Here is a 22,516-nt window from a genome sequence, read left to right as displayed (position 1 = left end):
CTTCTCTCCCCCCCCCCCCCCCCCCCCCCCCCCCTGCCCCCCCCCCACCCCCTCCCCCCCCCCCCCCCCCCCCCCCCCCCCCCCCCCCCCCCCCGGCTGACTTTCCGGCGCGTTCGCCGCCCGGTCCGCGCAGAGCGCGGGGAACCACCTGCCGCGAATTTCGACAGCCACCGTCAGGGGGCTTGGCGTCGCGGGCTCGCATGCCTAACGTATGACCAAACATGAGCCCTACTCACGTTTGAGGATTTGCGTGATCACACACCACTCCGAAGCCCGCCTCTGGCTCCTGAGCACCCCTGGCACCTCCTACGCCTTCCGGCTGGACGCCGACGACACCCCCCGGCATGTGCACTGGGGCCGGCCGCTGACCCTGGAGCAGGCCGTCGTGATCGCGGCCGACCTGCCCGACGAGGACCCCGGCGGCGACGACCCCGGGGGTGAGGAGTACGTGGTCGAGGGCGGCCTGCGGTTCGGGGCGCCGTCGCTGACCGTCCGGTTCGACGACGGTGTCCGCGGCTTCGAGTGGCGGTTCCTCTCGCACACGGTCGAGGACGGCCTGCTCACGCTCTCCTTCACCGACCGTGTCCGCTCCCTCGGTCTCGACCTGCACTACCGGCTCCGGGACGGCCATGACCAGATCGAGCGCTGGGCCGTCCTCACCGCGGACGAGCCGGTGGACGTCCTGCGGTTCGACTCCGCCGCCTGGACGCTGCCCGTCCGCGACGACTACCGCGTCAGCCATGTGGTGGGGGAATGGGGCCGGGAGTTCCAGCTCCAGCGCGACCGGGTGCCCGTCGGGGAGACCGTGTTCACCAGCCGCCTCGGCATCACGGGACAGCACGCCGGGCCGTGGCTGATGCTCGACGCGCAGGACGCCGCCGAGGAGCACGGCGAGGTCTGGAGCGCGGCCCTGGCCTGGAGCGGCAACCGCCGGATCACCCTGCGCCGCGACTCCTACGGCCGCGCCTCCTGGACGGGCGGGTTCGGCCACGAGGGCCTGGTCTGGAAGCTGGCCTCCGGCGAGCGTCTGGAGACCCCCGTCTTCACCGGGCTGTATGCCCCCGACGGCTTCGGCGGCACCAGCCGCCGCTGGCACGCCTACATCGAACGTGAGGTGCTGCCCGCCCGCCCTGCCGAACGCCCGTTGATCTTCAACTCGTGGGAGGCGACCGAGTTCGACATCAGCGAGAAGCAGCAGACCGACCTGGCCGACCTGGCCGCGGGTCTCGGCGTCGAGGTCTTCGTCGTGGACGACGCCTGGTTCGGCGCGCGCACCAGCGACATGGCCGGGCTCGGCGACTGGTGGCCCAACCCCGACCGCTTCCCGAACGGCCTGGGCCCGCTCGCCGACCACGTCCGCGCACTGGGCATGGGCTTCGGCCTGTGGGTCGAGCCCGAGGCGGTCAACCCCGACAGCGACCTCTTCCGTGCGCACCCCGACTGGATCCTGTGCCAGGACGGCCGTACCCGCACCCGGCGCCGCCACCAGCACGTGCTGAACTTCGCCCGCCGCGACGTCCGGGAATGGGCGGTCGACTGGCTGGTCAGGACCGTCACCGAGCTGGACGTGGTCTTCCTCAAATGGGACATGAACCGGCCCTTCAGCGAGGCGGGGCAGCCCGGTGCCGCCGACCCCGACCGGGTCTGGATCGAGCACACGCGCGGGGTCTACGAGGTGATGGACCGGCTGCGCGCCGCCCGTCCCGGCCTGTACCTGGAATCGTGCGCGGGCGGCGGCGGCCGGGCCGACCTGGGCGTGCTGGCCCGCGCCGACCAGGTCTGGACGTCGGACAACACCGACGCCGCCGACCGGGTCGCGATCCAGCACGGCCACTGCCAGCTGCTGCCCGCCCGGACCATGGGCGCCTGGGTCACCGACAGCCCGCACAGCTTCACCGCCCGCCCGACCTCGATCCGGTACCGCTTCCATGTCTCGATGGCCGGGGCGATGGGCATCGGCGGCAACCTGCGGAACTGGAGCGAGGAGGATCTGGCCTGGGCCCGGATGCTGGTCGAGCAGTACAAGCGGATCCGGCCCGTGGTGCACGGCGGCGTCCAGTACCGCCTGGAGCACGACGCCGTGCAGTACCTCACCGAGAACGAGGTCGTCGTCTTCCAGTTCCAGCCGTCCGCGCTGACCCGCTCGGTCGCCCGCACCCGGCTGAAGGGCCTCGACCCCGACGCCCGCTACCGGGACGAGACCACCGGCGCCGTCCACGAGGGCGCCGTCCTGCTCAGCCACGGCCTCCCGCCGCTGCTGTCCTTCGACTGGACGAGCGAGCTCGTCCACCTCAAGAGAGTGTCCCGATGAGCCTTGCCCCCGAGCTGCCCGATCACCCCGAGCGCAGCCGGCTGTCCGAGCGCCCCGAGGCCCTCGCCGAGCCCGTCCGCCGGGTCGGCCCCGGCTGGGTCGCCCTGTATGTCCTGGCCAACGTCGGGGTGTTCATCCCGATGCAGGTGCCCACCACGTTCCTGATGCCCGAGCAGATCGCCCAGATCGACCCGGCGGGGAAGGTCGGCAGTTACGCCTGGGTCAGCATGATGGGCGCGATCTCGGGCATCGTCATCGCACCGCTGGCCGGCGCGCTCAGCGACCGCACCACCAGCCGGTTCGGCCGCCGCCGGCCGTGGATGCTCGTGGGCTCGCTGGTCTGCATGGCGACGCTGGTCTTCACCGGCCTCCAGACGACGGTCGTCGGGGTCGCGCTCGGCTCCCTCGTGCTGTCCGCCTCGTTCATGATCATCGGCGCCGGACTCTCCCCGGTGGTGCCCGACCAGGTCCCGGTCGCCCAGCGCGGCGCCGTGCTGGGCTGGGCCATGGTCCCGCAGGCGGGCGCCCTGATCGCGGGCGGGCTGCTGATCGGTCTGGTCACGGGCTTCGCCTCGCAGTACCTGCTGATGGCCGCACTGCCGCTCCTGATACTGCTGTTCGCGACCACCATGAAAGATCCGCCGCTGCCCCGCCGACACCGCGAGCCGTTCTCGCTGCGCACCTTCCTGGACGGCTACCGGATCAGCCCGCGCGCGCACCCCGACTTCGTCTGGGCGATGAGCTCCCGCTTCATCATGGGTCTCGGCTACGGCATGGGCACGCTCTACCTGCCGTACTTCCTGGACGACGTACTGCACTACGAGAAGTTGTTCCCCGGCCAGTCCACCGAGGACGGCCTGCTCATCGTGATCGGCATCAATTGCCTGGCCACGATCTCTACGGTCGTCCTCAGCGGCTGGCTCTCCGACAAGCTGGGCAAGCGGCGCATGCTGGTCTTCCTCGGCGGCGTCACGATGGCCGTCGCCGCGGTCCCGCTCGCGCTGTCGCCCACGTGGACCATGACGCTGGTCGCGGCCGTCATCCTGGGCCTGGGCTACGGCGTGTACCTGGCCGTCGACACCGCCCTGGTCACCGAGGTGCTCCCCGCCTCGGCCGACCGCGGCAAGGACATGGCCCTGGCCAACCTGATGACCTCCCTGCCCTACGTCCTCGTCCCCCCGATCGCCTCGGTCGTGCTCGGCGGTCTGGGAGGCTACAGCTCGCTGTTCCTCTGCTCGGCGGCCATGTCCGCGCTGGGCGCGGTATTGGTCTGGAAGGTCAAGGCCGTCCGCTAGGGCCGGTCACCGGCGTCGATCGTTCAGATAGCTGTTGAGGACTCGTTTGCACTCAGCGATCAGCTGGGCGTCGCCCAGCGGATCGATACGGAAGGCGAGTTGCAGCACGCTGTCGGCGCACTCCAGGGCCACCCGCACCGCGATCTCGAATTCGGCGTCGTCCTGGACCCCTATCAGGGAGGCGGTCAGTGAGCGCAGCCTTCCGGCGACCGCGGTGTTGTTGTCCAGGGTCGGCTCCAGGATGTGGTCCTGTCCCACCGCGCCGAAGTCGACCACGCCGAAACCGGTGATCGTCCGGCGCATGGTGACGAACTCGTCGACGGTCACATCCACGATGCCCGAGATGCCCTCGGGCTCCTCTTGCTCCAGCCGGTCCGCGACCCGCCCCAGGAAGGACTCCAGATTGCGGGCGGCGAGCGCACCGATCAGCCCCTCCCTGTCGGAGAAGAACTGGTAAAGGGTGCCGATGGGCACCTCGGCCCTGCGGGCCACCTCCTTGGTGGTCAGCCCTGCATAGCCGACCTCGTCCAGGAGTTCGGCGCAAGCGTCCAGCAGCCGTTCGAAGCGTTCGGCGCTGCGCTTCTGGACCGGCAGCCGGCGCAGCGTCCCTGCGGTGCGATCTTGATTCACGCTTCCATCATCCCATCGAGCGGGTTAACGTGAGCCCTGCTCATGTTTCAGGAGGTTAGACGTGACACTGGACCATCTCCCCGCGGACTTCATCTGGGGCGCCTCGACGGCGTCGTATCAGATCGAGGGCGCCGCCAAGGAGGACGGCCGCGGACCCTCGGTATGGGACACCTTCACCGCGCGGCCAGGCACAATCCGCGACGGGCACACCGGTGACGTGGCCTGCGACCACTACCACCGGTACGAGGAGGACATCGCGCTGATGGCCGAGGCGGGCCTCACCGGCTACCGCTTCTCCATCGCCTGGCCCCGGATCCAGCCGACCGGCACAGGCGAGGTCAATCCCCGGGGTCTGGACTTCTATGACCGGCTGGTCGACGGCCTGCTCGCACGCGGCATCGAACCTGTCCCGACCCTGTTCCACTGGGACCTCCCGCAGGGCCTGGAGGACAGCGGCGGCTGGCTGAACCGCGACACCGCGCACCGCTTCGCCGAGTACGCCGCCATCATGGCCGACAGGCTGGGCGACCGCGTCCAGAAGTGGATCACACTCAACGAGCCGTTCATCCACATGGTCTGGGGCTACGGTCTCGGCACTCACGCACCGGGCCGCACCCTGTTCCTGGACTGCCTGCCGGTCGCCCACCATCAACTGCTCGGCCATGGCCTGGCGCTGAGGGAGCTGCGGGCGCGCGGCCTCCAGGTGATGATCGCCAACAACTGCACCCCGGTCTGGCCCGCTTCGGACTCCCCCGCCGACCACGCCGCCGCGCGAGCCTATGACAACCTGCACAACCGCCTGTTCAACGACCCGATCCTCACGGGAACCTACCCGGACCTGTCGGACTTCGGCGCGGACACGACCCTCGGCGGCTCCGTGCGGGACGGCGATCTCGAACTGATCTCGGCCCCCTTGAGCGCGCTCGGCATCAACTACTACAACCCGACCCGGATCCAGGCGCCGGCGTCCGAGGGACTGCCGTTCGAAGAGGCCCCCATCGAGGGCTACCGCCGCACCTCCTTCGACTGGCCCGTCGTCCCCGACGGCCTACGGGAACTGCTCGTCGGCCTCAAGGAGCGCTACCCGGCACTCCCGCCGGTCTACATCACGGAGAACGGCTGCTCGACCGAGGACGTCGTCAACGCGGACGGCACCGTCCTCGACCTCGACCGCATCGACTACTTGGACACCCACCTCCAGGCCGTCGACACCGCCGTGGCCCAGGGCGTGGACGTGCGCGGCTACTTCACCTGGACCCTGATGGACAACTTCGAATGGGCCGAGGGCTTCCACCAGCGCTTCGGTCTCGTCCACGTCGACCACGACACCCAGGTCCGCACCCCGAAGGCGTCCTTCGCGTGGTACCGCGACCTCATCCGCGCTCAGCGCGGTTGAGCCGCCCGCCGGGATCGCGTCGCGGATTGCGTACTCGCGGGGTGGTGAGCTCCGGCACGTCACGCTGACGCCTCGTCATGCTCCGGGTGCGTGCCCCTCCGTCCACCGGGCGGAGGGGCACGGGTCTCACACGGTTGCGATGCCCGGGTCACTCACGCCGACCTGACCGTTCTCGACGTGCCCGGCCAGGCGCCGCAGGTATCCGGCGTTGCCCTCGACCACGACCGTCAGGTCGTACCAGCGCTTGGTGGCGCGCAGGTCGATGCTCTGCACGGCGGTGGCGCCGGCGCGGACCGTGTAGGTTTGGCGCCCGCCGCCGTACGCGTTGGTCACGGTGAGGTGCGCGTCGGCGGTCGACGGGTTGGTCAGGGTGAGCTTCAGGTTGCCGGCGTCGTGGCGTGCTGTCACCTCCGGCTCGGCGGCTTTGTTGTTGCCCTTGAAGGTGCGCAGGAAGCCGTTCGGGCCGTGGGCCGTGAGGTCGTAACTGCCGCTGGAGTACACCGAGTTCCAGCTGTCCGAAACGGGCTTCCCGGCTGCCGCCGTGTACGTCCACGGGCCGTCGGTGCGCTTCTGGGAGCGCACCTGAAAGGCGGCGCCCGCCTGGTCCCCCGCGCTGAACGTCAGCTTGTACTTGCCGGTCGTGAGGTCTGCGGCCCCGTCGACGTAGGGAGCGTAGGAGAGCGGGCGGCTCGGCCGCGCCCCGGCCTCTTGCCGGGGCAGGGTGCCCTGGGCGGGTGGCCTCGGTACGTAGCTGTCGTGGCGGTCGCGGTCCGGCGGGGCGTAGCCCGCGGTGTCCGGCAGGTCAGCCGGGTCCGTGACCTTGAGGGAGAAGTCGAAGGCGGATGTGAGGTCACCGCAGATGGCGCGCCGCCATGGCGAGATGTTGGGCTCCTTCACTCCGAACCGGTTCTCCATGAAGCGCAGGATCGAGGTGTGGTCGAAGGTCTCGGAGCAGACGTATCCGCCGGTGGACCACGGCGAGACAACGATCATCGGGACGCGCTGTCCGAGGCCGTAGGGGCCTGCGGCGTATCCGATACTGCCCTTGTAGTGGTCGAGTGCGGTGTCGACGGTGGACAGGCCTTGACCGGCGGAGGCCGGCGGGTAGGGCGGCACGACGTGGTCGAAGTAGCCGTCGTTCTCGTCGTATGTGATGAACAGGGCGGTCCTGCTCCATACGTCGGGGTTCGAGGTGAGTGCGTCAAGGACGTGCGAGATGTACCAAGCGCCGTAATTCGCTGGCCAGTTGGGGTGTTCGGAGAACGCTTCGGGGGCGGCGATCCAGGAGATCTGCGGCAGCCTGGCGGCCTTGACGTCGGCTTTGAGGATGTCGAAGTATCCGTCTCCCGCCTTGGCGTTCGTGCCGGTGCGGGCCTTTTCGTACAGGGGGTCGCCGGGCTTGGCATTGCGGTAGTTGTTGAAATACAGCAGGGAGTTGTCGCCGTAGTTGCCGCGGTATGCGTCGTTGATCCAGCCCCAGCCGCCGGCCGCGTCGAGGCCGTCGCCGATGTCCTGGTACACCTTCCAGGAGATACCTGCCTTCTCAAGGCGCTCGGCGTACGTCGTCCAGCCGTAGCCGGCCTCCTGGTTGCCGAGGACCGGGCCGCCGCCGGTGCCGTCGTTGCCGACGTGTCCGGAGAGCATGTAGTAGCGGTTCGGGTCGGTCGCACCGATGAACGAGCAGTGGTAGTCGTCGCAGATGGTGAATCTGTCGGCGAGGGCGTAATGGAACGGGATGTCGTCCCGTGTCAGGTACGCCATGGTGCCGGCGCCTTTGGCGGGGATCCAGTTGTCGTACTTGCCGTTGTTGAACGCGCTGTGGCCGCCGGCCCAGTCGTGGTCGAGGCCTGCGATGAACTGCATGCCCAGGTCGTCGGCGTCCGGGTGGTAGGGCAGGGTTTCCTTGCCGCCACTTGTCTGGTGCCATACCGGTTTGCCACTGGGCAGTGTCACCGGGCGGGGGTCACCGAAGCCCCGGACACCCTTCAGCGACCCGAAGTAGTGATCGAAGGAACGGTTCTCCTGCATGAGGACGACGATGTGTTCGATGTCCTGGACGGTTCCACTGCGGCGCGCCGCGGGGATGGCTGCGGCGCGGTCAATGGAGCCGGACAGGGCGGCGAACCCCGTGGTGGCTCCGGCGATTTGAAGGAAGCGACGCCGATTGATTTCGGTCATGGCTGTGGGGATCCTCCTGTTGCTTCGGTGATGTCCGTCCACGAAGAGGGGCAGACGGAGTATTCAAGAGGACCCGGGCTTGAGGAAAGTGGGCTGAGGTGACGGTCGCGCAAAATGTGGGCGCATGGTGTGCGGGACGTCAGCCCGTCGCCGCACGTCGTGTCACAAGTCCCGTTCCACTGCCCTCGGATCGGCTTGCGCTCCGTGCAAGCGCATCGGGAACGTCCTCGCCACCCCGAACCTCCCACCTAACGACAGCGTGGGACTCCACTGAATCCGTCGGAACGCTGCTATCGCCCGGCCGGCTGCGAAGGAACACTGGTAGTCGGCAACCCATGACCTGCTCGTGAATGCCCTGGCTACCCTGCTAAAACGCTGGCTATCACGTGAGCCTTCCCGGTGCGGACTCTGATCCGCCGGGGAGGCTTTTTTGTGCCCGGGTCCAGTGTGCCCCGGCAATGGTGGCCGCGCTTCGACGGAACTCACTCGCCGAGTGACCCGAATGCGCCGCGCCACCCATCCGATCTGCGTTCCCGGCCTGCAAGAGGAGATCCATGTCATGAATCCTGGAACGAACACCGCGGCATCCACGAGTACTTGGCAGCTCGGTGACCTGACCGTTCATCGCGTCGGGTTCGGCGCGATGCGCCTGACCGGTGCCACGCCCTTCGACAGCGGCGTGCCGCGCGACCGCGAGCGGTCGATCGGCGTGCTACGGCGGGCGGTCGAGCTCGGCGTGAACCACATCGACACCGCCGCGTTCTACTTCTCGGCGACGCGCTCCGCCAACGAGCTGATCAACCGGGCGCTGGCGCCATACCTTGAGGATCTGGTCATCACTACCAAGGTCTGGCCGGGCCGCGATCCCTCGGGCGCGTGGTGGTGGGCCACACCGGCACAGTTGCGCGGCCAGGTCGAGGAGAACCTGCGCCAACTCGGCCGCGATCACCTGGACGTGGTGAACCTGCGCCTGCCACCGAGTCGGCGGACCGGCTCGATCGGCGAGCACTTCGGCGCGCTGGCCGAACTGCGCGATGCCGGGCTGATCCGTCACCTCGGCATCTCCAACGTCACGTCCGAGCAACTGGACGAAGCCCTGGCCATCGCCCCGGTCGTCTGCGTGCAGAACCCTTACGGGATCGGTGCGTCGAACGAGGACCGTGCCCTCCTGAGGCGCTGCGGTGACCTCGGCATCGCCTCCGTCCCGTTCTTCGCGATCGCCGGCTCCGGGCGCGAGGCGGGTCCGGCTGCCCGTGACAGCGAGGTGGTGTGCGCCGTCGCCCGCGCGCACGGCGTGACCGTCGCGCAGGTCCGGCTGGCCTGGACCTTGCACCAGGGCCCGCACGTCCTGGCGATACCGGGCACCGTACGGGCGGTCGGCGGCGATGCGGTCGATCGGCAGGAGCGTGCCGTCGAGGATCACGTACGCCTTCCTGCGGACCGTGTGGTGTCACCGCAGCGCAGGTGCGCGAGGACGAGCAGGGCCTGCCGGCCACAGGTGAGGCGGCGCCAGCGGGAGCCGATCCGGCGCCGGTGACCCGCGAGCAGACCGGCAAGACGCTGCAGGGTACGGCTGGACGTATCGATGGCAGACGGGTAGACAAGCACGAGAGCTCCTGGCGGACTGGTGATCTTGGTCGTGAACCCGTTTACCAGGAGCTTTCTTCATGCCCGCCACCGGGACGCCGACCCAACCACCCGTCAGGTTGGAAGAGGCTCAGTACCTCCCCACAGCCGTCGCGGTCGGGTACGTCCACGATGAGCCAGACGTCGATCTGCCTCTGCCCGGGCCCGACTTCGCTGAGCAAGTCGGAATTCTGGTCGCGGCCGCGTCCTCGATCAGCTTCGGGGACAAACCCCGCCGTCGTGAAGGAGGCGGGACCCACATCAGGCGCAGAACCACCAACGACGACTCCGGCGAACATCAACGGACAGACGAAGGAGCAGAAAGCGCCGTACGAGGCGGCAGATGACGACCCAGCAGGAGCCCGGTTCAGCGCGCAAGGTGAGTCGATTCCCTGGACGGCGCGCCCGCCCGAGCGCAGACCTTGCTGCTTCGCGAGTCACACGGCCCGTTGCAACGGCGGGACGACCCTGGCGGTACTGGTGCGCTCGGGCCCGGCGCAGCGCGGCGGCCTCGGTCGCCGCGGCCTGGCGGCGCCGCTGTGCACGGAGCGCCTCTATCGGGGCCGGCGCATCGTCCGCGACGACGTCGGGCTCGGGGAACGCGCGGCGGGACAGCTCCCGCATCGCGGCGGTCTGCCGCTCCACCGCTGCCGCGATACCCGGATCCACCCGAGACGGCCGTGCGGCGGCACGGTGCGCGGCGCTGAAGCGGGCGGCGGCCGCCGCGTACCGCGGCGCGGCACCTGCCGCGCAGTCCGGGCCGGTGATCTCTCAGCAGGCCCGCCGCCAGGAGCAGCCCGCGGGCACCACCCCTAGTTGGTCGTGTGTGTGGGGTAGACCTCAACGTCGGTGTAGGCGCCCTTGATCTCCCCCGCGCCCGCGGGCCACTTCAGGCTCACGGTGTGGGTCTCGTTCGGGGGCGTCACCAGGATGTTGGTCGGGGACGCGAGGCTGTCGCCGGTGTTGTCGATGTCGTAGGCGAGGTTGAAGACAGCGGCGTCGCCGGGCTTCAGGGTGGTGACACGCGGCTGGGCGTGGCCGCGCTCGATGGGGTTCGAGGTGTTGTCGGCGTCCTTGATGTCGACGCCCGCGAAGCCCGTCGCCGAGCAGGTGGTCGAACCCCGGTTGATCATGGTGATGTCGATCCTGCCGGAGTCCTCGTCGGGCGCGGCGTCCCTGGCGTCGATGGCCAGGTCCTCCGTCTTGCAGAACGTGACCTTGCCGCCGGTCTTCGTCGCGCCGTTTGCGGCTGCCTCTGCCTCGGTGTCCTCACCGGAGCCCGACTTCGCGTTGCCGGCCTCCGAGCCGCCGGAGCCCGAGCCACCCTCCGACTTCGAGCCACCGTCCGAGGACGAAGAAGACGAGGACGAGGAGCTCTTGGAGGACGAGTCCTTCCCGGAGCTGTCGCTGCCACAGGCGGTGAGCGAGAGGGTGGCGGCGACGCCGATGGCGGCGAGAGAAGTGATGCGGGTGTACTTCACGGTGTTCCCCCAGGAGTAGCGCGGTGCATGCGGTCGGAAGTATTTGTATCTCGCACCGAGTTACAGGCGGTCCTCCGCGACGTCTTCGTTCTGTCACAGGCGTATCGACCTCACGGTCCGCCAAGGCGTCGCCGTACGGTCACCAGCCTGGCCCGAGTTCGACCACTCGGGCCTTATCCTCCGAGGTGAACTTGCTCGCCACCGCCGGTCGCCGCATCAGATCACCGGACATCTCGGCCACGACCTCGTCGGCCTGCGCGAGTGCGTGGATCGCCGAGATCTTCTCCTGCAGCGAGACAGGTGTGCCCACCACGCGGCCGACCCTCCGGTTGGCATCGTCCACCGACCATTACGACTTCGCCGCGTTGGCCAGCGGGAACTGGTGGCCGGCCACCTCCGCAGCGCCGGAACGTACCGAGACTGCGGAGGCACTGACGCTGTTCGCCGACTGGGAGCCGGGCGCATACGACCGTCTGGACTGAACCGGTACCCGCCGCGCGCCTCGCCCGGGGTACGGGGTCAGGCGGGGTTCAGCGGAGTGATGCCGGTACCCGTGTACAGCTCGGGTTCCAGCGACAGGGCCGTGAGCGGCTCCCCCGCCTTCACCGCGTGAAGCGCGCCTATGTCTTCCACGGGACTGTTGTCACCGTGGCCTCGATCGTCTCTGACTCAAGCCATGATCAGCCAGCCTCCAGGGCATCGGCCCGCCTTTTTAGGTTTGCCGCGATGCCGTCCCAGTCCCGTCCATGAAGCCACAGGTTCTCGGCAGCCTCGCGCATCAGCGCCGGCTCGTCCGGCCGTTGCAACAACACCAGCCGAAAGGCCAGATTGCGGACCCAGACCGGCAACTGGCCGTCGACCACGTGCGGACTGAGCTCACGCAGCATCGCGAGGATCGCATCCGCGTCCGCGAAGGTCAGCTCCTCAACGAAGTAGTGCTCCCGGTGTTCCTGGTCGCACTCCGACGTGGGCCGGTACTCGTCTCCGTAGAGACACCGCGCGTGCTCCGTCAGGGTGCTGTGCATGTCCTGGAGCCTACGACGCCGTGATCCGCCGGCGGCCTAGTCACGGACTCGGCTCCGGCGTTGGTGGATGCGTTGGCGGCGACGCTGAAGCTCCTCGCACTGCCAGCACAGCCACCCTTCTTGGGGGGAGAGGACTGTAGCGTTCGAGCAGGACGGGCTCGCGCATTTTGTGCGTTGCTCCGGCCCGTCGTGGATGAAGACGCGCTTCTCACCGTTGCTCTGCAGGTCGTAGCCGGTAGGCCGCTCGGTCAGTACGTGGGCGTCGTGACGCAGGGGGTGGAAGGGTACGAATTCGTTGGCGACGTGATCGGGGTCGTCCGCGTTGAAGTGATCGTGGCAGCGCTGGGCCCACCAGCGGCGTACGACGTTGAAGTCGGCGAGGTGCCAGACCCAGATCTTTCCGCCAGTGAGCTCGAGAACTTGCTGCCCCAGCCTGCCAGTGGCCTGTTCCTGATCGATACCGGTCAGTTCCCAGCGTCCCTCGCTCAGGTCACAGATTCCGTTCTCGCAGCGCTGCTCAGTGAGGGCGTCGTGGGCGATGCACTGCAGGTCCTCGATGGCGCAGGGTCCGATCCGGAGCGAGCCGTGACAGTCGATCACGTGGCGGATCTGCTGGACCTGTTCGGGGCCGGGGCTTTCGACTTCCTCCTCTGTGACGGTCTCGACGAACGGGACGAACTCGCCGCTCTCGATGGCGGTGCGCATCCGTACCGCAAGACGGCGGACGACGTCCTGCAGGTCAGAAGGGAGATCGGGGTGGTCGGCCGCTGGGCAGACTGCGGGGTGAGGGATCCGGCAGTCACCGCTGGAGGCATCGGTGCCTGGATAGGCCACTCCGCGGTGAATGTGCCAGCGCATCTTCACCGGAATACGGCGGGTGGGAAACTCGCAGGTCAGAGGAATACGCAACCCGTCATGCCGTTCGAACCACTCGACGGGGGTGCCGCAGTACTTGCACAGGGATGCGGCAGCCCTCCGAAGGACTTTCGTCCGGTTGGAACGGTGAAGGTGCATCGACATGGGGCCCCATTCCCGGCTGGCCTGTTGTGCTGCGTCAGTTACAGAACGACGTTCTTCTGACGCAGGACACGGCCGGTGAGGGCCTGCCAGCGCGGCACTCGGGGGTCAGTGCCCCGGTCCCCCAGGGAGCTCGTTCCTCCCGTCGTGAGGCCGGCGGTCGAGCGTGCTCCAGGCAGGGGAGGCCGTCAGCTAGGAAGATGTCCGGCAGGCATTACGGGGCCGCCGGTCCAAGGCTGGTCAGGCGCCAGGCCCGTACAGAGGGGCTGCTGGGCGAAGGTTCCTCAACCAGCAGCAGTGGTCCGTGAGGTGTGCCTGCCCGCGCGGCGAGCCAGGTGTCCAAGTGCTCAGTGTGCGGCCTTTCCCCGAGGCGGGTCCGGGACACGAACGGCGTCAGCGCGCTGGCCGTCAGCAGCTTGAGGTTCCCCCGAGCTGCGGGGGAACCTCACCAGACAGCGTGAACGCGCGATGAAAGGCTTCCGCTCCGCCGGCGGAGCACAACGCTTCCTGTCCGCGTTCAGCGGCATCTCACCCCGCTTCCGACCCCGCCGCCACCTCATGGCCGCACCCGACTACCGTGCCGAAATGACCGTCCGCTTCACCACCTGGGAGCAGATCACCGGCGCCACCGGCCTGCCCACCACACCCTGAGCACACAGCCGGAACCCGACCGCACCACACCCTGTCACGCCGTCAGACACCCACCCAACAACGTGACAGTGCCCCTCGAAGTGCCGCAGCCAGCCTCCGCGTGACAGCCGCTCGCTGAGCCGCAGGCCGGACCCGCGCCTGGGGACGACAGCAGCGTGAAAGCCCGCACGGATGAGTAATCCGTGCGGGCCTTCACGCTGGCTCCCTGGGTGGTCATGACGCCCTGGAGAGCCAGGGCACGGGCGCCGATGCGGGGGCTCCCCGACGCTTGTAGGCGAGGACGGCTCGAATGCTGTCCTCCAACGACCCGGCGGCCGGCTCGGTACGGCGGTCCTGGGCCTGAAGGATTTCGGACTGGGCCGCCGCCTCCGTGACGGCGGTCTCGGGTTCGCGGTGGTGGCGGAGGGCTTCGGTTTGGCGGTCCGCAGCTTCGCGGATGAGGGGTGCGAGGCCGGTTTCGTGGTTGTCGCCCTGTACGGGTGACATGCGCAGTCCGGGCAGAGTGTGCTTGGTCTACAGTTGGTCGGCCTTGTTCTCGGTGTCCTTGGGCGTAGTGGAGAGGGTGAAGGAGAGCAGAGCGGTGGCGGTGAAGTCGTCAGCGGATTCGGCAGTCTGCCAAGCGCCCACGTGGTCCATGTAGCCGCTGCCGTGACCGTCGAAGGGGGCGAAGGGATTGCCCTGAGTGGTCGGGCATTTGCGCATGGTCGGGAAGGAGTTGAGGTCCTTGAGCTTGGCTGCCGCGTTGGGGCCGTTGACGACGCCGCCGGTGAGGATGTCGCCTTCGCCGGTGAGGCTGCCGGCGAGGTTGGCTGCCTGGTGCTCGGGGCAGTGTGGGAAGGTGGTCCCCGCCCCGATGACGAAGGAAGATCCCCAGGCGTTGGCGCCTAGCGTCCAGTTGCGCTGCTGGGTGGCGAAGGCGTCATAACGGGAGTCGCCGGTGACGCGGTGATAGAGCTGGGCGGTGGCGGACAGGCCAAATGAGTGGGGTACGGAGTCGAAGTCGGTATAGACAGCGCCGGCGCGGAAGGGGTCGCGGTGTGCGCGGATGCTGCCGTCGTTCAGCTGTCGCTTGAGGTCGGCGACAAGTTCGTCGCGGCTCACCTCAGTACTGGACGTGCCCGATCCAAGTAGCTTGGCGAGGTCTGCGTGCGCGAGGGCGCTGACGTCGCCCAGGCCCAGAGTGCCGAGGTTGTCCGAGCCGAGGTACTCCTTGGCCCAGTGGCCGGCCTGCTGGATCCATTGGTCCGCTCGGCTGTCGTCCAGGGCTTGTCCGGCCAGGGCCAGCTCGGTTGCCCCGAATTCCATGTCGTCCTGCCAGGAATCCTCTGGGTAGAAACCGTGGGGGAAGGCGGTGACCAGTTCACCGTGGGGGGTGGTGTCGGCGAGTGCGTAGATGTGCGACGCCTTTTCCAACTCCTCGCGGGCGCGGTCCGGATGGTCGGCGGCGTCCAATTGTGCGGCCAGGGCGAAGGCTGCGGCGACGCGCCCGGCGAGGTTGGGGCTGATCGGCTCGCCGGGTGGAGCCGCGCGGAAGACGGGGCGGTGCTTGATCGTGTAGTCCGGGTCACCGGGTTCCACCTGGAGTGCATCATCGGCCTCCGGCAGCCGCCATACGTCGTGGTCGGAGCGGATCTTGCCGCTGCCGTCCTCGGTGTCGCCCTTGCCCAGCCCGACCTGGACGTAGAGGGTGCGGGAGCTGTCGTCCCACATCTTGTCGAGCCAGTCCAGCCCATGGCGGGCCTCGGCTGCCAGCTTTTCCCCGCCCGCCGAGGTAGTGCGCTGGGCCAGCAGCAGGCTCGTGGTGGAATAGGACGCGGTGTGCGTGAACTTGAGGAAGTCACCAGCGTCGGACCAGCCACCGGAGACGTCGACCGGACCGCCGACGGGCTTGAGCGGAGCGAGCAGTTGCTTCTCTTCGCTGTCGTAGGCAGGGGTGTCGTGCACCGTTGACTCACGGTCTGCCAGGTGCGAGGGCTTGCGCTTCAACACTGTGGAGTCGACATCGGCTCCGTCGCGCTGCGCCTGAAAGAAGCGGACATTGTCCTGGATCAGCTTGCCGAACAGTTCGTCGGCGGGCGCCACACGAAACGGCGGCGAGGCCACGGTAACCGGGCCGGACACTTCGACCCGGTAGGTGCCGGGCGTGGTCAGGCGGGACAGGTCCAGGGTGTGAACGGAGTGATAGGTGTTGTTCCATCCTCCGGTCGAGGGACCAGTCCTTCCGGTCAGGACTTCCTTGCCGGAAGCGTCCCGCACTCGGAAGGAAGTGCTGGACACGGAAGCGGAGGTCATCAGGTAGGCATGCTTGGCCTCGCCGGGTGTGTAGCCGACCTGGTCGACGCGCACGACTGCGCCGGGCGATCCGGCTGCGGGTGTGGCTCCTTGCGAAGACTGAACGCAGTAGACGGCGAGGACGGCCGTGGCGACACCGGCAGCGGTGATGCCGACCATGCGAGTACGTATCTTTGACATGTCCGCACAGTGGCACCGTGTTCATGAGGAGATCATGAGGCGACCGCCCGCACTCAGGCGGATCCCATAGGCCCTGACGGTGGACACTACGAGGCCGAGTCGGTCAGCGGTCTCAGCGTTCGGTGTTGCTCTCCTTGGCAGGCAAAGAGCTGCTCGTTCATGGCGGCAGCTGGTGCAGAGCGCAACCGGCTGATCTCGAAGTGTGAGCCCGAAGGTCTGGTACGAGCGATCACAGTTATCTCGACCGCCCCGACACCCGTAGCAGTTGCACTACGCTCACCGACGATGCGCATACTGGTCCTGGAGGACGACCCCGAACTCGGCCCGGCGATCGCGGCGGGACTGCGTGAGGCCGGCTTCGCTGTCGACTTCGCCGTCAATCTCGCCGACGCCGACTTCAAGCTCGCCGTCAACAGCTACGACTGCCTCGTCGCGGACCGTATGCTGCCTGACGGTGACGCCCTGACCCTGCTCGCTGCCCAACGCAAAGCCGGTTCCATGCTGCCAGTGTTGCTGCTGACCGCCCTGGACGCAGTCAGCGACCGAGTGGCCGGGTTCGAGCATGGCGCCGACGACTACCTCGTCAAACCTTTCGCCTCCGCCGAACTCACCGCACGGGTGCGCAGCCTGTGCCGCCGCGGTCAGCCTGCCCGACTGCCCGTGTTGCGGGTCGGCGATGTGGAGCTGGATGTGCCGCGTCGCCGGGTCCTCAGGGCCGGCGTCCTGCTGACCCTGACCGCGAAGGAGTTCGCGGTCCTGGAAGTCCTGCTGCTGCGCGCCGGCGAGGTGGTCACGCGCACTGAACTCATCGAACGCTGCTGGGACGAGATGAGCGAACCGCTCTCCAACGTGGTCGATGTGCTGATAAGCCAGCTCCGTCGCCGGCTGGGCCCGCCCGAGGTGATAGCGACAGTGCGCGGCATCGGTTACCGGATCGCCGACCCGGACACATGCCAGTGAGGTCGCGCACCCCCGCCGCCGCCCGGCTGCACCGCGCCCGGTGGGCGATGACCCTGCTCTTCGCCGCGGCCACCGCGGTTTGCTTGCTGGTACTCGCCACCATCGCCGTTCGCACCGACACCCACTCGCGCACCAGCAATCTTGACAACGACGTCAGCCGCCGAGCCGACGGACTGGCCCGCGCCGTGTTCTACGACGCGGGCGGCGTCCTTCACCTTGAACCACTGCAGGATGACGAGCTCGCTCACGGCGCCGACGTCTTCGGTATCCTCCAGGCGCCCCCAGCCGCCCGACCGCGAATCCGCCACGCCAACACCTCCCCCGCCTCCCTGCCCGGCCGGGACGATCTCGACGAGATCTGGAAAGAGGTCCAGCACGACCAAGAGACAGTGCTCTACACCGCGCGGAGCGTGAGCGGGCAGGAGTACCAATGGGCCGCCACCCCGGTCTGGGACAACGACACCATTCGTGCCACGGTGCTGGTGGGGGCGGACCCCACGCAGAGCCGGACGGACCACACCCGGTTGGTCCGCCGGCTGGCCCTGGGATGCGCGGCCCTGGTGCTGGTGGCGGCGGTGGTCGGCCATCTGCTGAGTGGGCGCGCGACGCGGCCCGCGTTGCGAGGACTCGAACAGCAGGAGCAGTTCCTCACGGAGGCGGCCCACGAACTACGAACCCCGCTGGCCACTCTGCGTCTGGCGGTGGAGGCCGGCAGCACCTCCACGGGCCGGGCGCCCGCAGCCCTCGACGAAGCGGTCCGGCTGGTGGACCGGCTGGGCCGGCTGGTCACCGGGCTGCTGGCTCGGGCCCGGGTTGAGGCCGGTACCCAGGAGATCGAACTGATTCCCCTACGGCTCGACCAGCTGGTCGAGCAGACCGTCGAGGAGTTGCCCGACCGAAGCGGCGTCACGGTGAGCACCGAGCCCACCGTCGTCGACGGAGATCCCGAACTGCTGGCCCAGGCTGTCCGCAACCTGGTGGAGAACGCACTGCGGCACGGCGGTGGCACCCCGATCGAGGTGAAGGTCGCCGCCGACCGGGTCTGCGTACGGGACCACGGCCCGGGCGTGCGCGCGAAGGACCGCGCCCGGGTCTTCGAACGCCACGTCACCGGCACTGCCAGCACGGGCACCGGAACCGGCCTGGCCATCGTCCGTTGGGTGGCCCAACTCCACGGAGGCAGCGCCCAGCTGTCCCAAACACCCGGCGGGGGCCTCCTGGCAGAGCTGCTGCTACCGCGCCGAAGCGGAGGAACACCGGGCCGGCCGGACTGTGCTTGCGCAGGTTCCGCAGCCAGTTCCTTCAGATCATGATGGCGGTGATCGTCCTTGTGGTCTTCGCTATGCTCCTCGGCGTACTCGGCTTCGGCCTCGCCGATGGGACGGTGCTCCGATCCCCAGCGCAATCGGCCGGGGCGGAGTCGTCTTCGGAGCCGTCGTCACGATCGGCATCGCGCTGCTCGCCATCTTCGTACCGCTGCTGATGCAGCAGAGCGGTGGATCTACCCACTGCTGCCCCTGTCCGCGGGGGTCGGGGACAGCAACACGGGCAACTTGTCCCGCTACGGGAGGTCTTCGAGACGGGCGAGCAGCCCTGCGGCTGTGGCGACCGCCGCGACAGCGTCGGCGCGGGACCAGGTGAAGTCTGCGGTCGTTCCCGAGTCGTCGTGCGGGGCGCCGCTAAAAAGCGTGTACGCGCTCTGGGTAAGCATCGCCCAGCGCTCCTCCTGGTCTCGTTCCTGCGCCTTCTTCTTCAACGCCCTCTCGTTGACCTTCTGGGTGTCGCACGCCGCTCGTACGGGGTCGATGGCCTGGCGGGCGAGGGTCACGGCGTGCTCGTACCGGCCGCCCCGGATGGCCGTCTTCGCATCCCGGATCCGGCGGGCCGCAGTCGCGCGGGTCTCCACCTCGGTGAGGGGGACGAGGACGTCGACGAAGGCCCCGGCATCGAGCTGGGTGATCGCGTCGCTCCAGGTCGCGTGCGGGATACGCACGGGCTCCTGCGCGGTGGCGGCCGGCCAGTGCTTCACCTCGGCCAAGCCGGTGACGGTCAGGTCGGCGGTCAGGTTCAGGTCCGCGCCGGCCCTTGCCTTCTCCAGGCCGCGCAGCTGCGCCTCGGTGACGGTCGTCTCCAAGGTGAGCATCGTCCCGAACGGCTTGAGGCCGATGGGGGAGCTGGCGTGCAGGGTGCCGGTCCAGCTGGCTGGCCCCGGCACGTCGAAGGCCCAGAGGTTGCCGCTGATGAGGAACGGCGCGTCTACGGTGTACTCGCCGTGGGCGGTGACCTCGAAGGAGAGGCTGAGGCGGTGAACGTCCCACCCCAGGTTGAAGTTCACGTGCTGCTGCGCGCGTATGTTCAGGTTGTAAGCGTGTCCGTAGCTGAAGTTGGCCATCGTTCCTCGTCCGGGTCAGGCGGCGCTACACGATGATCGCAGCCAGGGTGGCTCACCGTGGGGGTTCTGCCAGCTTCAGCGCGCTGGATCGTGGACGAGGTGCCGGGCAAGCCTCCGCTGCTCGTACGGGTGGGATGCGCGGCGCTGGCGAACCGGTGAGGACAACGACCGCGTCAGGATGAGGCATGGAACGGATCGACGCGCAGCACGTCAGCGAGCCCGGCCTAGCTAGTGGTCCTGGACATCACCGCCGCCGATGAGGCAACCGCCCAAGCAGTGATGGCTGGTCTGGAGCGGTGGTGGGCCACCTCCGGCATCACGCCCGTACGGCGCGAGCCCGGGTCGCCGGGGGTGGAGGCCCGCGTCTTCGCGGACATCAGAAGGCCAGGCTCCTCTGGGACAACAGTCGTTGAGGCCGATCGCAGCGATCCTGCGTGACCATGGCGGCGACCTGTCGATGCGGGAGCTTGAGCGCGAGCACAGCGTGACGTGACCGGCCGCAAGGCCCCGGCCAGGACACCGACGCTCGACCTGTGCCCAGAGACGGACCGGGCCCAGCTCTCGTACCGCCGGGCGGAGAAAATCATCAAGGAGAACATCCGGCTCCTGGCCAACCCGCTCGCCTCCCCCGAGGACATCGAGGACCTGGGCGGCTGGACCCTGCACCGACTGCGGCACTCCGCGCTCAGGCCGTGAGGTGACAGATAGCTCAGCGTGATACTCCTGGGAACTCGCCTTCCGGCAAGATCGTTCAATCGGCATGCCGCACCGCCCAGACACCCCTGCCGCACGTCCCATCACCGACGCCGACATCCCTACCGCTGTCGAGACTCTCGCCCGGGCCTTCGCTGACTACCCCTACACCCGGCACGTGGTCGACGCAGACGACCACGAGGACCGGATCCGACGCTTCCAGGAGCTCTGCTTGACCCGCGTCGGGATGGTGTACGGCCGCGTGTGGGTTGCCGGCAGGGGCCGCGCTGTCGCGGTCTGGGCCACCCCTGACCGGGATCCCTCGCCCGCCTTTGCCGAGGTCGGCCCGCTGCTTGGCCACCTCACCGGTGACCGGACGGCTGCCTACGAGTCCGCGGAGCAGGCCACCGCTCCGTACCGGCCGCAAGAGCCGGCGTGGTTCCTCAACACGGTGGGAGTCACCCCTGAAGCGCAGGGGCAGGGCCTTGGCAGCGCGGTGCTAGTTCCCGGCATTGAGGCGGCTGCACGCGCTGGGTGCCCGGCTTTCCTGGAGACCTCCAGCGAACGAAACGTGAAGTTCTACGAGCGCCTCGGCTTCAAGGTCACAGCCGAGGTCTTGCTCCCCGACAACGGCCCCCGCACGTGGTGCATGCACAAGGACCCCCGCTAGGACTTCGGGGCCACCGCGGCGCCAGCGTCCCCGGAACCCGGTCATCGGGTTCACTCGTACGACTCGTCGTCCCCACCTGCGGCCCGCTCATCGTCGTCGAAGAAGTCGTTGACCTCGTCCTCGGTGAGCACGTCGCGCGCGTTTTCCATGCGTCTCATCTGCTACAGAGAGCTACTTGTCACTTCGCGGCAGCTTCGGGAGAACAGGCCGACGGCGCCGCCACCACCAGCCGCATGGCCCCGTAGCCAGCGTCTTTGACCTCGGTCTGCCAGAAGGCGTTGGTGTCCGGACGGCGGCCAGCCCCGTCGGTCCGGAGGCAGTCGGCAATGCCGCGACGGTGCAGCCACGGGTCGTGCGACGGCTGTTACGCGCTGGATCCGGCCCTGAGCTGCTCGATGGTGTCGAGGAGGTTGTAGTGGGCGCGCTTCTCGATGATCTTCCCGTCCTTGAAGGTGAAGAGGTTGAACATCGAGAAGCGCACGTGTGCGCCTGCCGGAGGTACTCCCCAGAACTCGCCGCCTCTGGTCTCCCTTGACCACGACGAAGGCGCCGACCCGGTCGCCTTCGGCCACGGTGCGCTCGACCGTCAGGCGGCTCCCCTTGAAGGCGTCGATGTGCTCCTTCTCCGCGGCGATGAACCCGTCGGCACCCGGGCGGGGCGTGTCGAGCTGGTTGTAGAAGATGAAGTCCTCATGGAACATGCCGGTCACCGCCGCGTAGTCCTCACCTTCGAGGGCTTCGTAGAAGTGGCGTACCAGGTTCGTGTGGGTCTCTGTGGACATGCTTGCCCCTCAGGGGTGTTGGGCCGGCGGGCCGACTGTGGTTCGGCGTTCCGTGGCGGCCCGGCGGGCCCCGGCTGGATCACCCGTCACCCCACGACCATGACCGAGGAAGACCGGGCCGGCCTGAAGGAGGTCCTGGCCCGCTGCCCCGAACTGGACAAGGCGGCCGGACACGTCCGCGATTTTGGCGAGATACTCACCGACCGCCTTGGCTCCACACTCCCCACCTGGATCGACGCAGTCGACGCTAGCCAGCTGCCCGGTGTCACAGGCTTCGCACTCCACTTGCTCCGAGACCTCGACGCCGTGACCGCCGGGCTCACTCTCGACTGGAGCTCCGGCAGCATCGAGGGCGCCGTCAACCGCATCAAGAAGATCAAGCGGCAGCTCTACGGCCGAGCCGGATTCGAACTACTCCGCAAAATGATCTTGTTTCAGTAGCTTGCGCGACAGTGTCGGTCTGTCGCTGGTTGGCACGTTAGAGGGCGTTAAGTCCGTTTCTGGTAGCGGCCGCGTCCGGGTTGCTCGAGGAATCCCTGACGGGCGAGTCGTCCCAGGCGGGAGCGGGTGACGTTGATCGAGGGCTCGTCGGTGGGCAGGCCGAGGTGCTCGTGCAGATCGTGGACGCGGAACACCTTGCCGGGGTGCTCGTTGAACGCGGTCACGATGCGCTGGTAGACGGTGGCGGTGGTGGTCTGCGCGGGGGCCGGTTCGTGGTCGGGTGGGGTGAGGCCGTCGATGACCTTGCGGGTGGCGGTGAGCTCGGCCAGGCGGGCTTCGGTCTCGGCGAGGGCGGTGGTGAGCCGCTCGATCTGCTCGCGCAGGTTGTCGGCTCGTGCGGCGGTCTCATCGTGTTCGGTCTGCAGCAGTCGCAGGAGTTCGCAGACGTTCACGCGGCCAGCTCCACGTCGTCACGCCATGTGGGGGTAGGGGTGGT

20 protein-coding genes and 5 pseudogenes are annotated in these 22,516 nt (G+C 68.5%); 12 read left to right on the top strand and 13 right to left on the bottom strand.

From position 1 onward, the window contains the following. Window positions 1-250: 250 nt before the first annotated feature. Both ACZ7IB_RS42000 and ACZ7IB_RS41995 read left to right on the top strand, forming a co-directional pair. On the top strand, window positions 251-2,311 hold the full coding sequence (locus ACZ7IB_RS42000) for an alpha-galactosidase (RefSeq protein WP_470920065.1): 2,061 nt from the start codon (window positions 251-253) through the stop codon (window positions 2,309-2,311). After that, window positions 2,308-3,606: an MFS transporter gene (locus ACZ7IB_RS41995; protein ID WP_470920063.1), complete on the top strand. Its 1,299-nt coding sequence runs from the start codon at window positions 2,308-2,310 to the stop codon at window positions 3,604-3,606. Before ACZ7IB_RS42000 ends, ACZ7IB_RS41995 begins: the two co-directional genes overlap by 4 nt. A gap of 6 nt (window positions 3,607-3,612) precedes the next feature. On the opposite strand, the gene ACZ7IB_RS41990 is transcribed toward ACZ7IB_RS41995, so the two are convergent. After that, a complete protein-coding gene (locus ACZ7IB_RS41990) occupies window positions 3,613-4,236 on the bottom strand; it encodes a TetR/AcrR family transcriptional regulator (RefSeq protein ID WP_266751471.1) in 624 nt (207 codons plus the stop codon). 61 nt (window positions 4,237-4,297) lie between these two features. On the opposite strand from ACZ7IB_RS41990, the gene ACZ7IB_RS41985 reads away from it, so the two are divergent. After that, a complete protein-coding gene (locus ACZ7IB_RS41985) occupies window positions 4,298-5,632 on the top strand; it encodes a GH1 family beta-glucosidase (RefSeq protein WP_470920061.1) in 1,335 nt (444 codons plus the stop codon). 126 nt (window positions 5,633-5,758) lie between these two features. On the opposite strand, the gene ACZ7IB_RS41980 is transcribed toward ACZ7IB_RS41985, so the two are convergent. Then, complete coding sequence (locus tag ACZ7IB_RS41980) at window positions 5,759-7,810, bottom strand: phosphocholine-specific phospholipase C (RefSeq protein WP_470920060.1); 2,052 nt, start codon at window positions 7,808-7,810, stop codon at window positions 5,759-5,761. A gap of 559 nt (window positions 7,811-8,369) precedes the next feature. Here ACZ7IB_RS41980 and ACZ7IB_RS41975 point away from each other — a divergent pair. Then, a pseudogene (locus ACZ7IB_RS41975) lies at window positions 8,370-9,176 on the top strand (aldo/keto reductase); the annotation flags it as partial. Here the strand turns inward: ACZ7IB_RS41975 and ACZ7IB_RS41970 are convergent. The 3 genes and pseudogenes from ACZ7IB_RS41970 to ACZ7IB_RS41960 all read right to left on the bottom strand — a co-directional run. Then, window positions 9,177-9,418, bottom strand: a pseudogene (locus ACZ7IB_RS41970) (IS5/IS1182 family transposase); the annotation flags it as partial. It lies immediately after the preceding pseudogene. 830 nt (window positions 9,419-10,248) lie between these two features. Next, a complete protein-coding gene (locus ACZ7IB_RS41965) occupies window positions 10,249-10,917 on the bottom strand; it encodes a DUF4232 domain-containing protein (protein ID WP_470920059.1) in 669 nt (222 codons plus the stop codon). Window positions 10,918-11,056: 139 nt separating this feature from the next. Continuing rightward, on the bottom strand, window positions 11,057-11,230 hold the full coding sequence (locus ACZ7IB_RS41960; RefSeq protein ID WP_470920058.1) for a DUF6192 family protein: 174 nt from the start codon (window positions 11,228-11,230) through the stop codon (window positions 11,057-11,059). Between ACZ7IB_RS41960 and ACZ7IB_RS41955 the strand changes: the two genes are divergently transcribed. Further along, on the top strand, window positions 11,220-11,399 hold the full coding sequence (locus ACZ7IB_RS41955) for a hypothetical protein (RefSeq protein ID WP_470920056.1): 180 nt from the start codon (window positions 11,220-11,222) through the stop codon (window positions 11,397-11,399). The genes ACZ7IB_RS41960 and ACZ7IB_RS41955 overlap by 11 nt on opposite strands. 198 nt (window positions 11,400-11,597) lie before the next feature. Here the strand turns inward: ACZ7IB_RS41955 and ACZ7IB_RS41950 are convergent, their stop codons facing one another. After that, window positions 11,598-11,942 carry a hypothetical protein gene (locus ACZ7IB_RS41950; protein ID WP_470920054.1) on the bottom strand — a complete coding sequence of 115 codons (345 nt, stop codon included), beginning with the start codon at window positions 11,940-11,942 and terminating at the stop codon, window positions 11,598-11,600. 36 nt (window positions 11,943-11,978) lie between these two features. After that, on the bottom strand, window positions 11,979-12,956 hold the full coding sequence (locus ACZ7IB_RS41945; RefSeq protein ID WP_470920095.1) for a DUF6083 domain-containing protein: 978 nt from the start codon (window positions 12,954-12,956) through the stop codon (window positions 11,979-11,981). A 450-nt stretch (window positions 12,957-13,406) separates the two neighbouring features. Between ACZ7IB_RS41945 and ACZ7IB_RS41940 the strand changes: the two are divergent. Beyond that, window positions 13,407-13,610, top strand: a pseudogene (locus ACZ7IB_RS41940) (IS6 family transposase); the annotation flags it as partial. Window positions 13,611-13,823: 213 nt separating this feature from the next. Here the strand turns inward: ACZ7IB_RS41940 and ACZ7IB_RS41935 are convergent. Both ACZ7IB_RS41935 and ACZ7IB_RS41930 read right to left on the bottom strand, forming a co-directional pair. Continuing rightward, window positions 13,824-14,096 carry a hypothetical protein gene (locus tag ACZ7IB_RS41935; protein ID WP_470920053.1) on the bottom strand — a complete coding sequence of 91 codons (273 nt, stop codon included), beginning with the start codon at window positions 14,094-14,096 and terminating at the stop codon, window positions 13,824-13,826. Window positions 14,097-14,123: 27 nt separating this feature from the next. After that, entirely contained in the window at window positions 14,124-16,082 is a 1,959-nt protein-coding gene (locus ACZ7IB_RS41930) for a glycoside hydrolase family 9 protein (protein WP_470920051.1), read from the bottom strand. Window positions 16,083-16,367: 285 nt separating this feature from the next. Between ACZ7IB_RS41930 and ACZ7IB_RS41925 the strand changes: the two genes are divergently transcribed. Further along, entirely contained in the window at window positions 16,368-17,042 is a 675-nt protein-coding gene (locus tag ACZ7IB_RS41925; protein WP_470920049.1) for a winged helix-turn-helix domain-containing protein, read from the top strand. Next, window positions 17,039-18,355: a sensor histidine kinase gene (locus tag ACZ7IB_RS41920; RefSeq protein WP_470920048.1), complete on the top strand. Its 1,317-nt coding sequence runs from the start codon at window positions 17,039-17,041 to the stop codon at window positions 18,353-18,355. The genes ACZ7IB_RS41925 and ACZ7IB_RS41920 overlap by 4 nt, the downstream gene beginning before the upstream one ends. A gap of 248 nt (window positions 18,356-18,603) precedes the next feature. Here the strand turns inward: ACZ7IB_RS41920 and ACZ7IB_RS41915 are convergent, their stop codons facing one another. Then, on the bottom strand, window positions 18,604-19,434 hold the full coding sequence (locus ACZ7IB_RS41915; RefSeq protein ID WP_470920046.1) for a hypothetical protein: 831 nt from the start codon (window positions 19,432-19,434) through the stop codon (window positions 18,604-18,606). 279 nt (window positions 19,435-19,713) lie between these two features. Here ACZ7IB_RS41915 and ACZ7IB_RS41910 point away from each other — a divergent pair, with 279 nt between their 5' ends. The 3 genes from ACZ7IB_RS41910 to ACZ7IB_RS41900 all read left to right on the top strand — a co-directional run bounded on the left by ACZ7IB_RS41910 (window position 19,714) and on the right by ACZ7IB_RS41900 (window position 20,797). Next, a complete protein-coding gene (locus ACZ7IB_RS41910) occupies window positions 19,714-19,872 on the top strand; it encodes a DUF6207 family protein (protein ID WP_470920093.1) in 159 nt (52 codons plus the stop codon). Between the two features lie 51 nt (window positions 19,873-19,923). Then, complete coding sequence (locus ACZ7IB_RS41905; RefSeq protein ID WP_470920044.1) at window positions 19,924-20,130, top strand: hypothetical protein; 207 nt, start codon at window positions 19,924-19,926, stop codon at window positions 20,128-20,130. A gap of 64 nt (window positions 20,131-20,194) precedes the next feature. Next, complete coding sequence (locus tag ACZ7IB_RS41900) at window positions 20,195-20,797, top strand: GNAT family N-acetyltransferase (protein ID WP_470920043.1); 603 nt, start codon at window positions 20,195-20,197, stop codon at window positions 20,795-20,797. A gap of 364 nt (window positions 20,798-21,161) precedes the next feature. Here ACZ7IB_RS41900 and ACZ7IB_RS41895 read toward each other — a convergent pair. Together ACZ7IB_RS41895 and ACZ7IB_RS41890 are read right to left on the bottom strand one after the other, a co-directional pair. Continuing rightward, window positions 21,162-21,305, bottom strand: a pseudogene (locus ACZ7IB_RS41895) (ester cyclase); the annotation flags it as partial. Then, window positions 21,298-21,579 (bottom strand): annotated as a pseudogene (locus tag ACZ7IB_RS41890) (nuclear transport factor 2 family protein); the annotation flags it as partial. The pseudogenes ACZ7IB_RS41890 and ACZ7IB_RS41895, both read right to left, overlap by 8 nt. Between ACZ7IB_RS41890 and ACZ7IB_RS41885 the strand changes: the two are divergent. After that, window positions 21,490-22,020 (top strand): transposase, encoded by a 531-nt coding sequence (locus ACZ7IB_RS41885; RefSeq protein ID WP_470920041.1) that lies wholly within the window; start codon window positions 21,490-21,492, stop codon window positions 22,018-22,020. The pseudogene ACZ7IB_RS41890 and the gene ACZ7IB_RS41885 overlap by 90 nt on opposite strands. Before the next feature lie 47 nt (window positions 22,021-22,067). Here the strand turns inward: ACZ7IB_RS41885 and ACZ7IB_RS41880 are convergent, their stop codons facing one another. Further along, window positions 22,068-22,472 carry a hypothetical protein gene (locus ACZ7IB_RS41880; RefSeq protein ID WP_266910966.1) on the bottom strand — a complete coding sequence of 135 codons (405 nt, stop codon included), beginning with the start codon at window positions 22,470-22,472 and terminating at the stop codon, window positions 22,068-22,070. Window positions 22,473-22,516 lie beyond the last annotated feature (44 nt).

This window comes from Streptomyces sp. NPDC037301 (assembly GCF_055602785.1).
The sequence above is the reverse complement of the archived record's forward strand: the minus strand, read 5'-3'. Positions and strand labels throughout refer to the sequence as shown.

Bases quoted from the DNA above. Each gene is read 5' to 3' on its own strand.
- ACZ7IB_RS41910 (WP_470920093.1), top strand. From the start codon at position 19,714: ATGGCTGGTCTGGAGCGGTGGTGGGCCACCTCCGGCATCACGCCCGTA.
- ACZ7IB_RS41950 (WP_470920054.1), bottom strand. From the start codon at position 11,942: ATGCACAGCACCCTGACGGAGCACGCGCGGTGTCTCTACGGAGACGAG.
- ACZ7IB_RS41925 (WP_470920049.1), top strand. From the start codon at position 16,368: ATGCGCATACTGGTCCTGGAGGACGACCCCGAACTCGGCCCGGCGATC.
- ACZ7IB_RS41915 (WP_470920046.1), bottom strand. From the start codon at position 19,434: ATGGCCAACTTCAGCTACGGACACGCTTACAACCTGAACATACGCGCG.
- ACZ7IB_RS41980 (WP_470920060.1), bottom strand. From the start codon at position 7,810: ATGACCGAAATCAATCGGCGTCGCTTCCTTCAAATCGCCGGAGCCACC.
- ACZ7IB_RS41900 (WP_470920043.1), top strand. From the start codon at position 20,195: ATGCCGCACCGCCCAGACACCCCTGCCGCACGTCCCATCACCGACGCC.
- ACZ7IB_RS41945 (WP_470920095.1), bottom strand. From the start codon at position 12,956: ATGCACCTTCACCGTTCCAACCGGACGAAAGTCCTTCGGAGGGCTGCC.
- ACZ7IB_RS41885 (WP_470920041.1), top strand. From the start codon at position 21,490: ATGGAACATGCCGGTCACCGCCGCGTAGTCCTCACCTTCGAGGGCTTC.
- ACZ7IB_RS41930 (WP_470920051.1), bottom strand. From the start codon at position 16,082: ATGTCAAAGATACGTACTCGCATGGTCGGCATCACCGCTGCCGGTGTC.
- ACZ7IB_RS41935 (WP_470920053.1), bottom strand. From the start codon at position 14,096: ATGTCACCCGTACAGGGCGACAACCACGAAACCGGCCTCGCACCCCTC.
- ACZ7IB_RS41995 (WP_470920063.1), top strand. From the start codon at position 2,308: ATGAGCCTTGCCCCCGAGCTGCCCGATCACCCCGAGCGCAGCCGGCTG.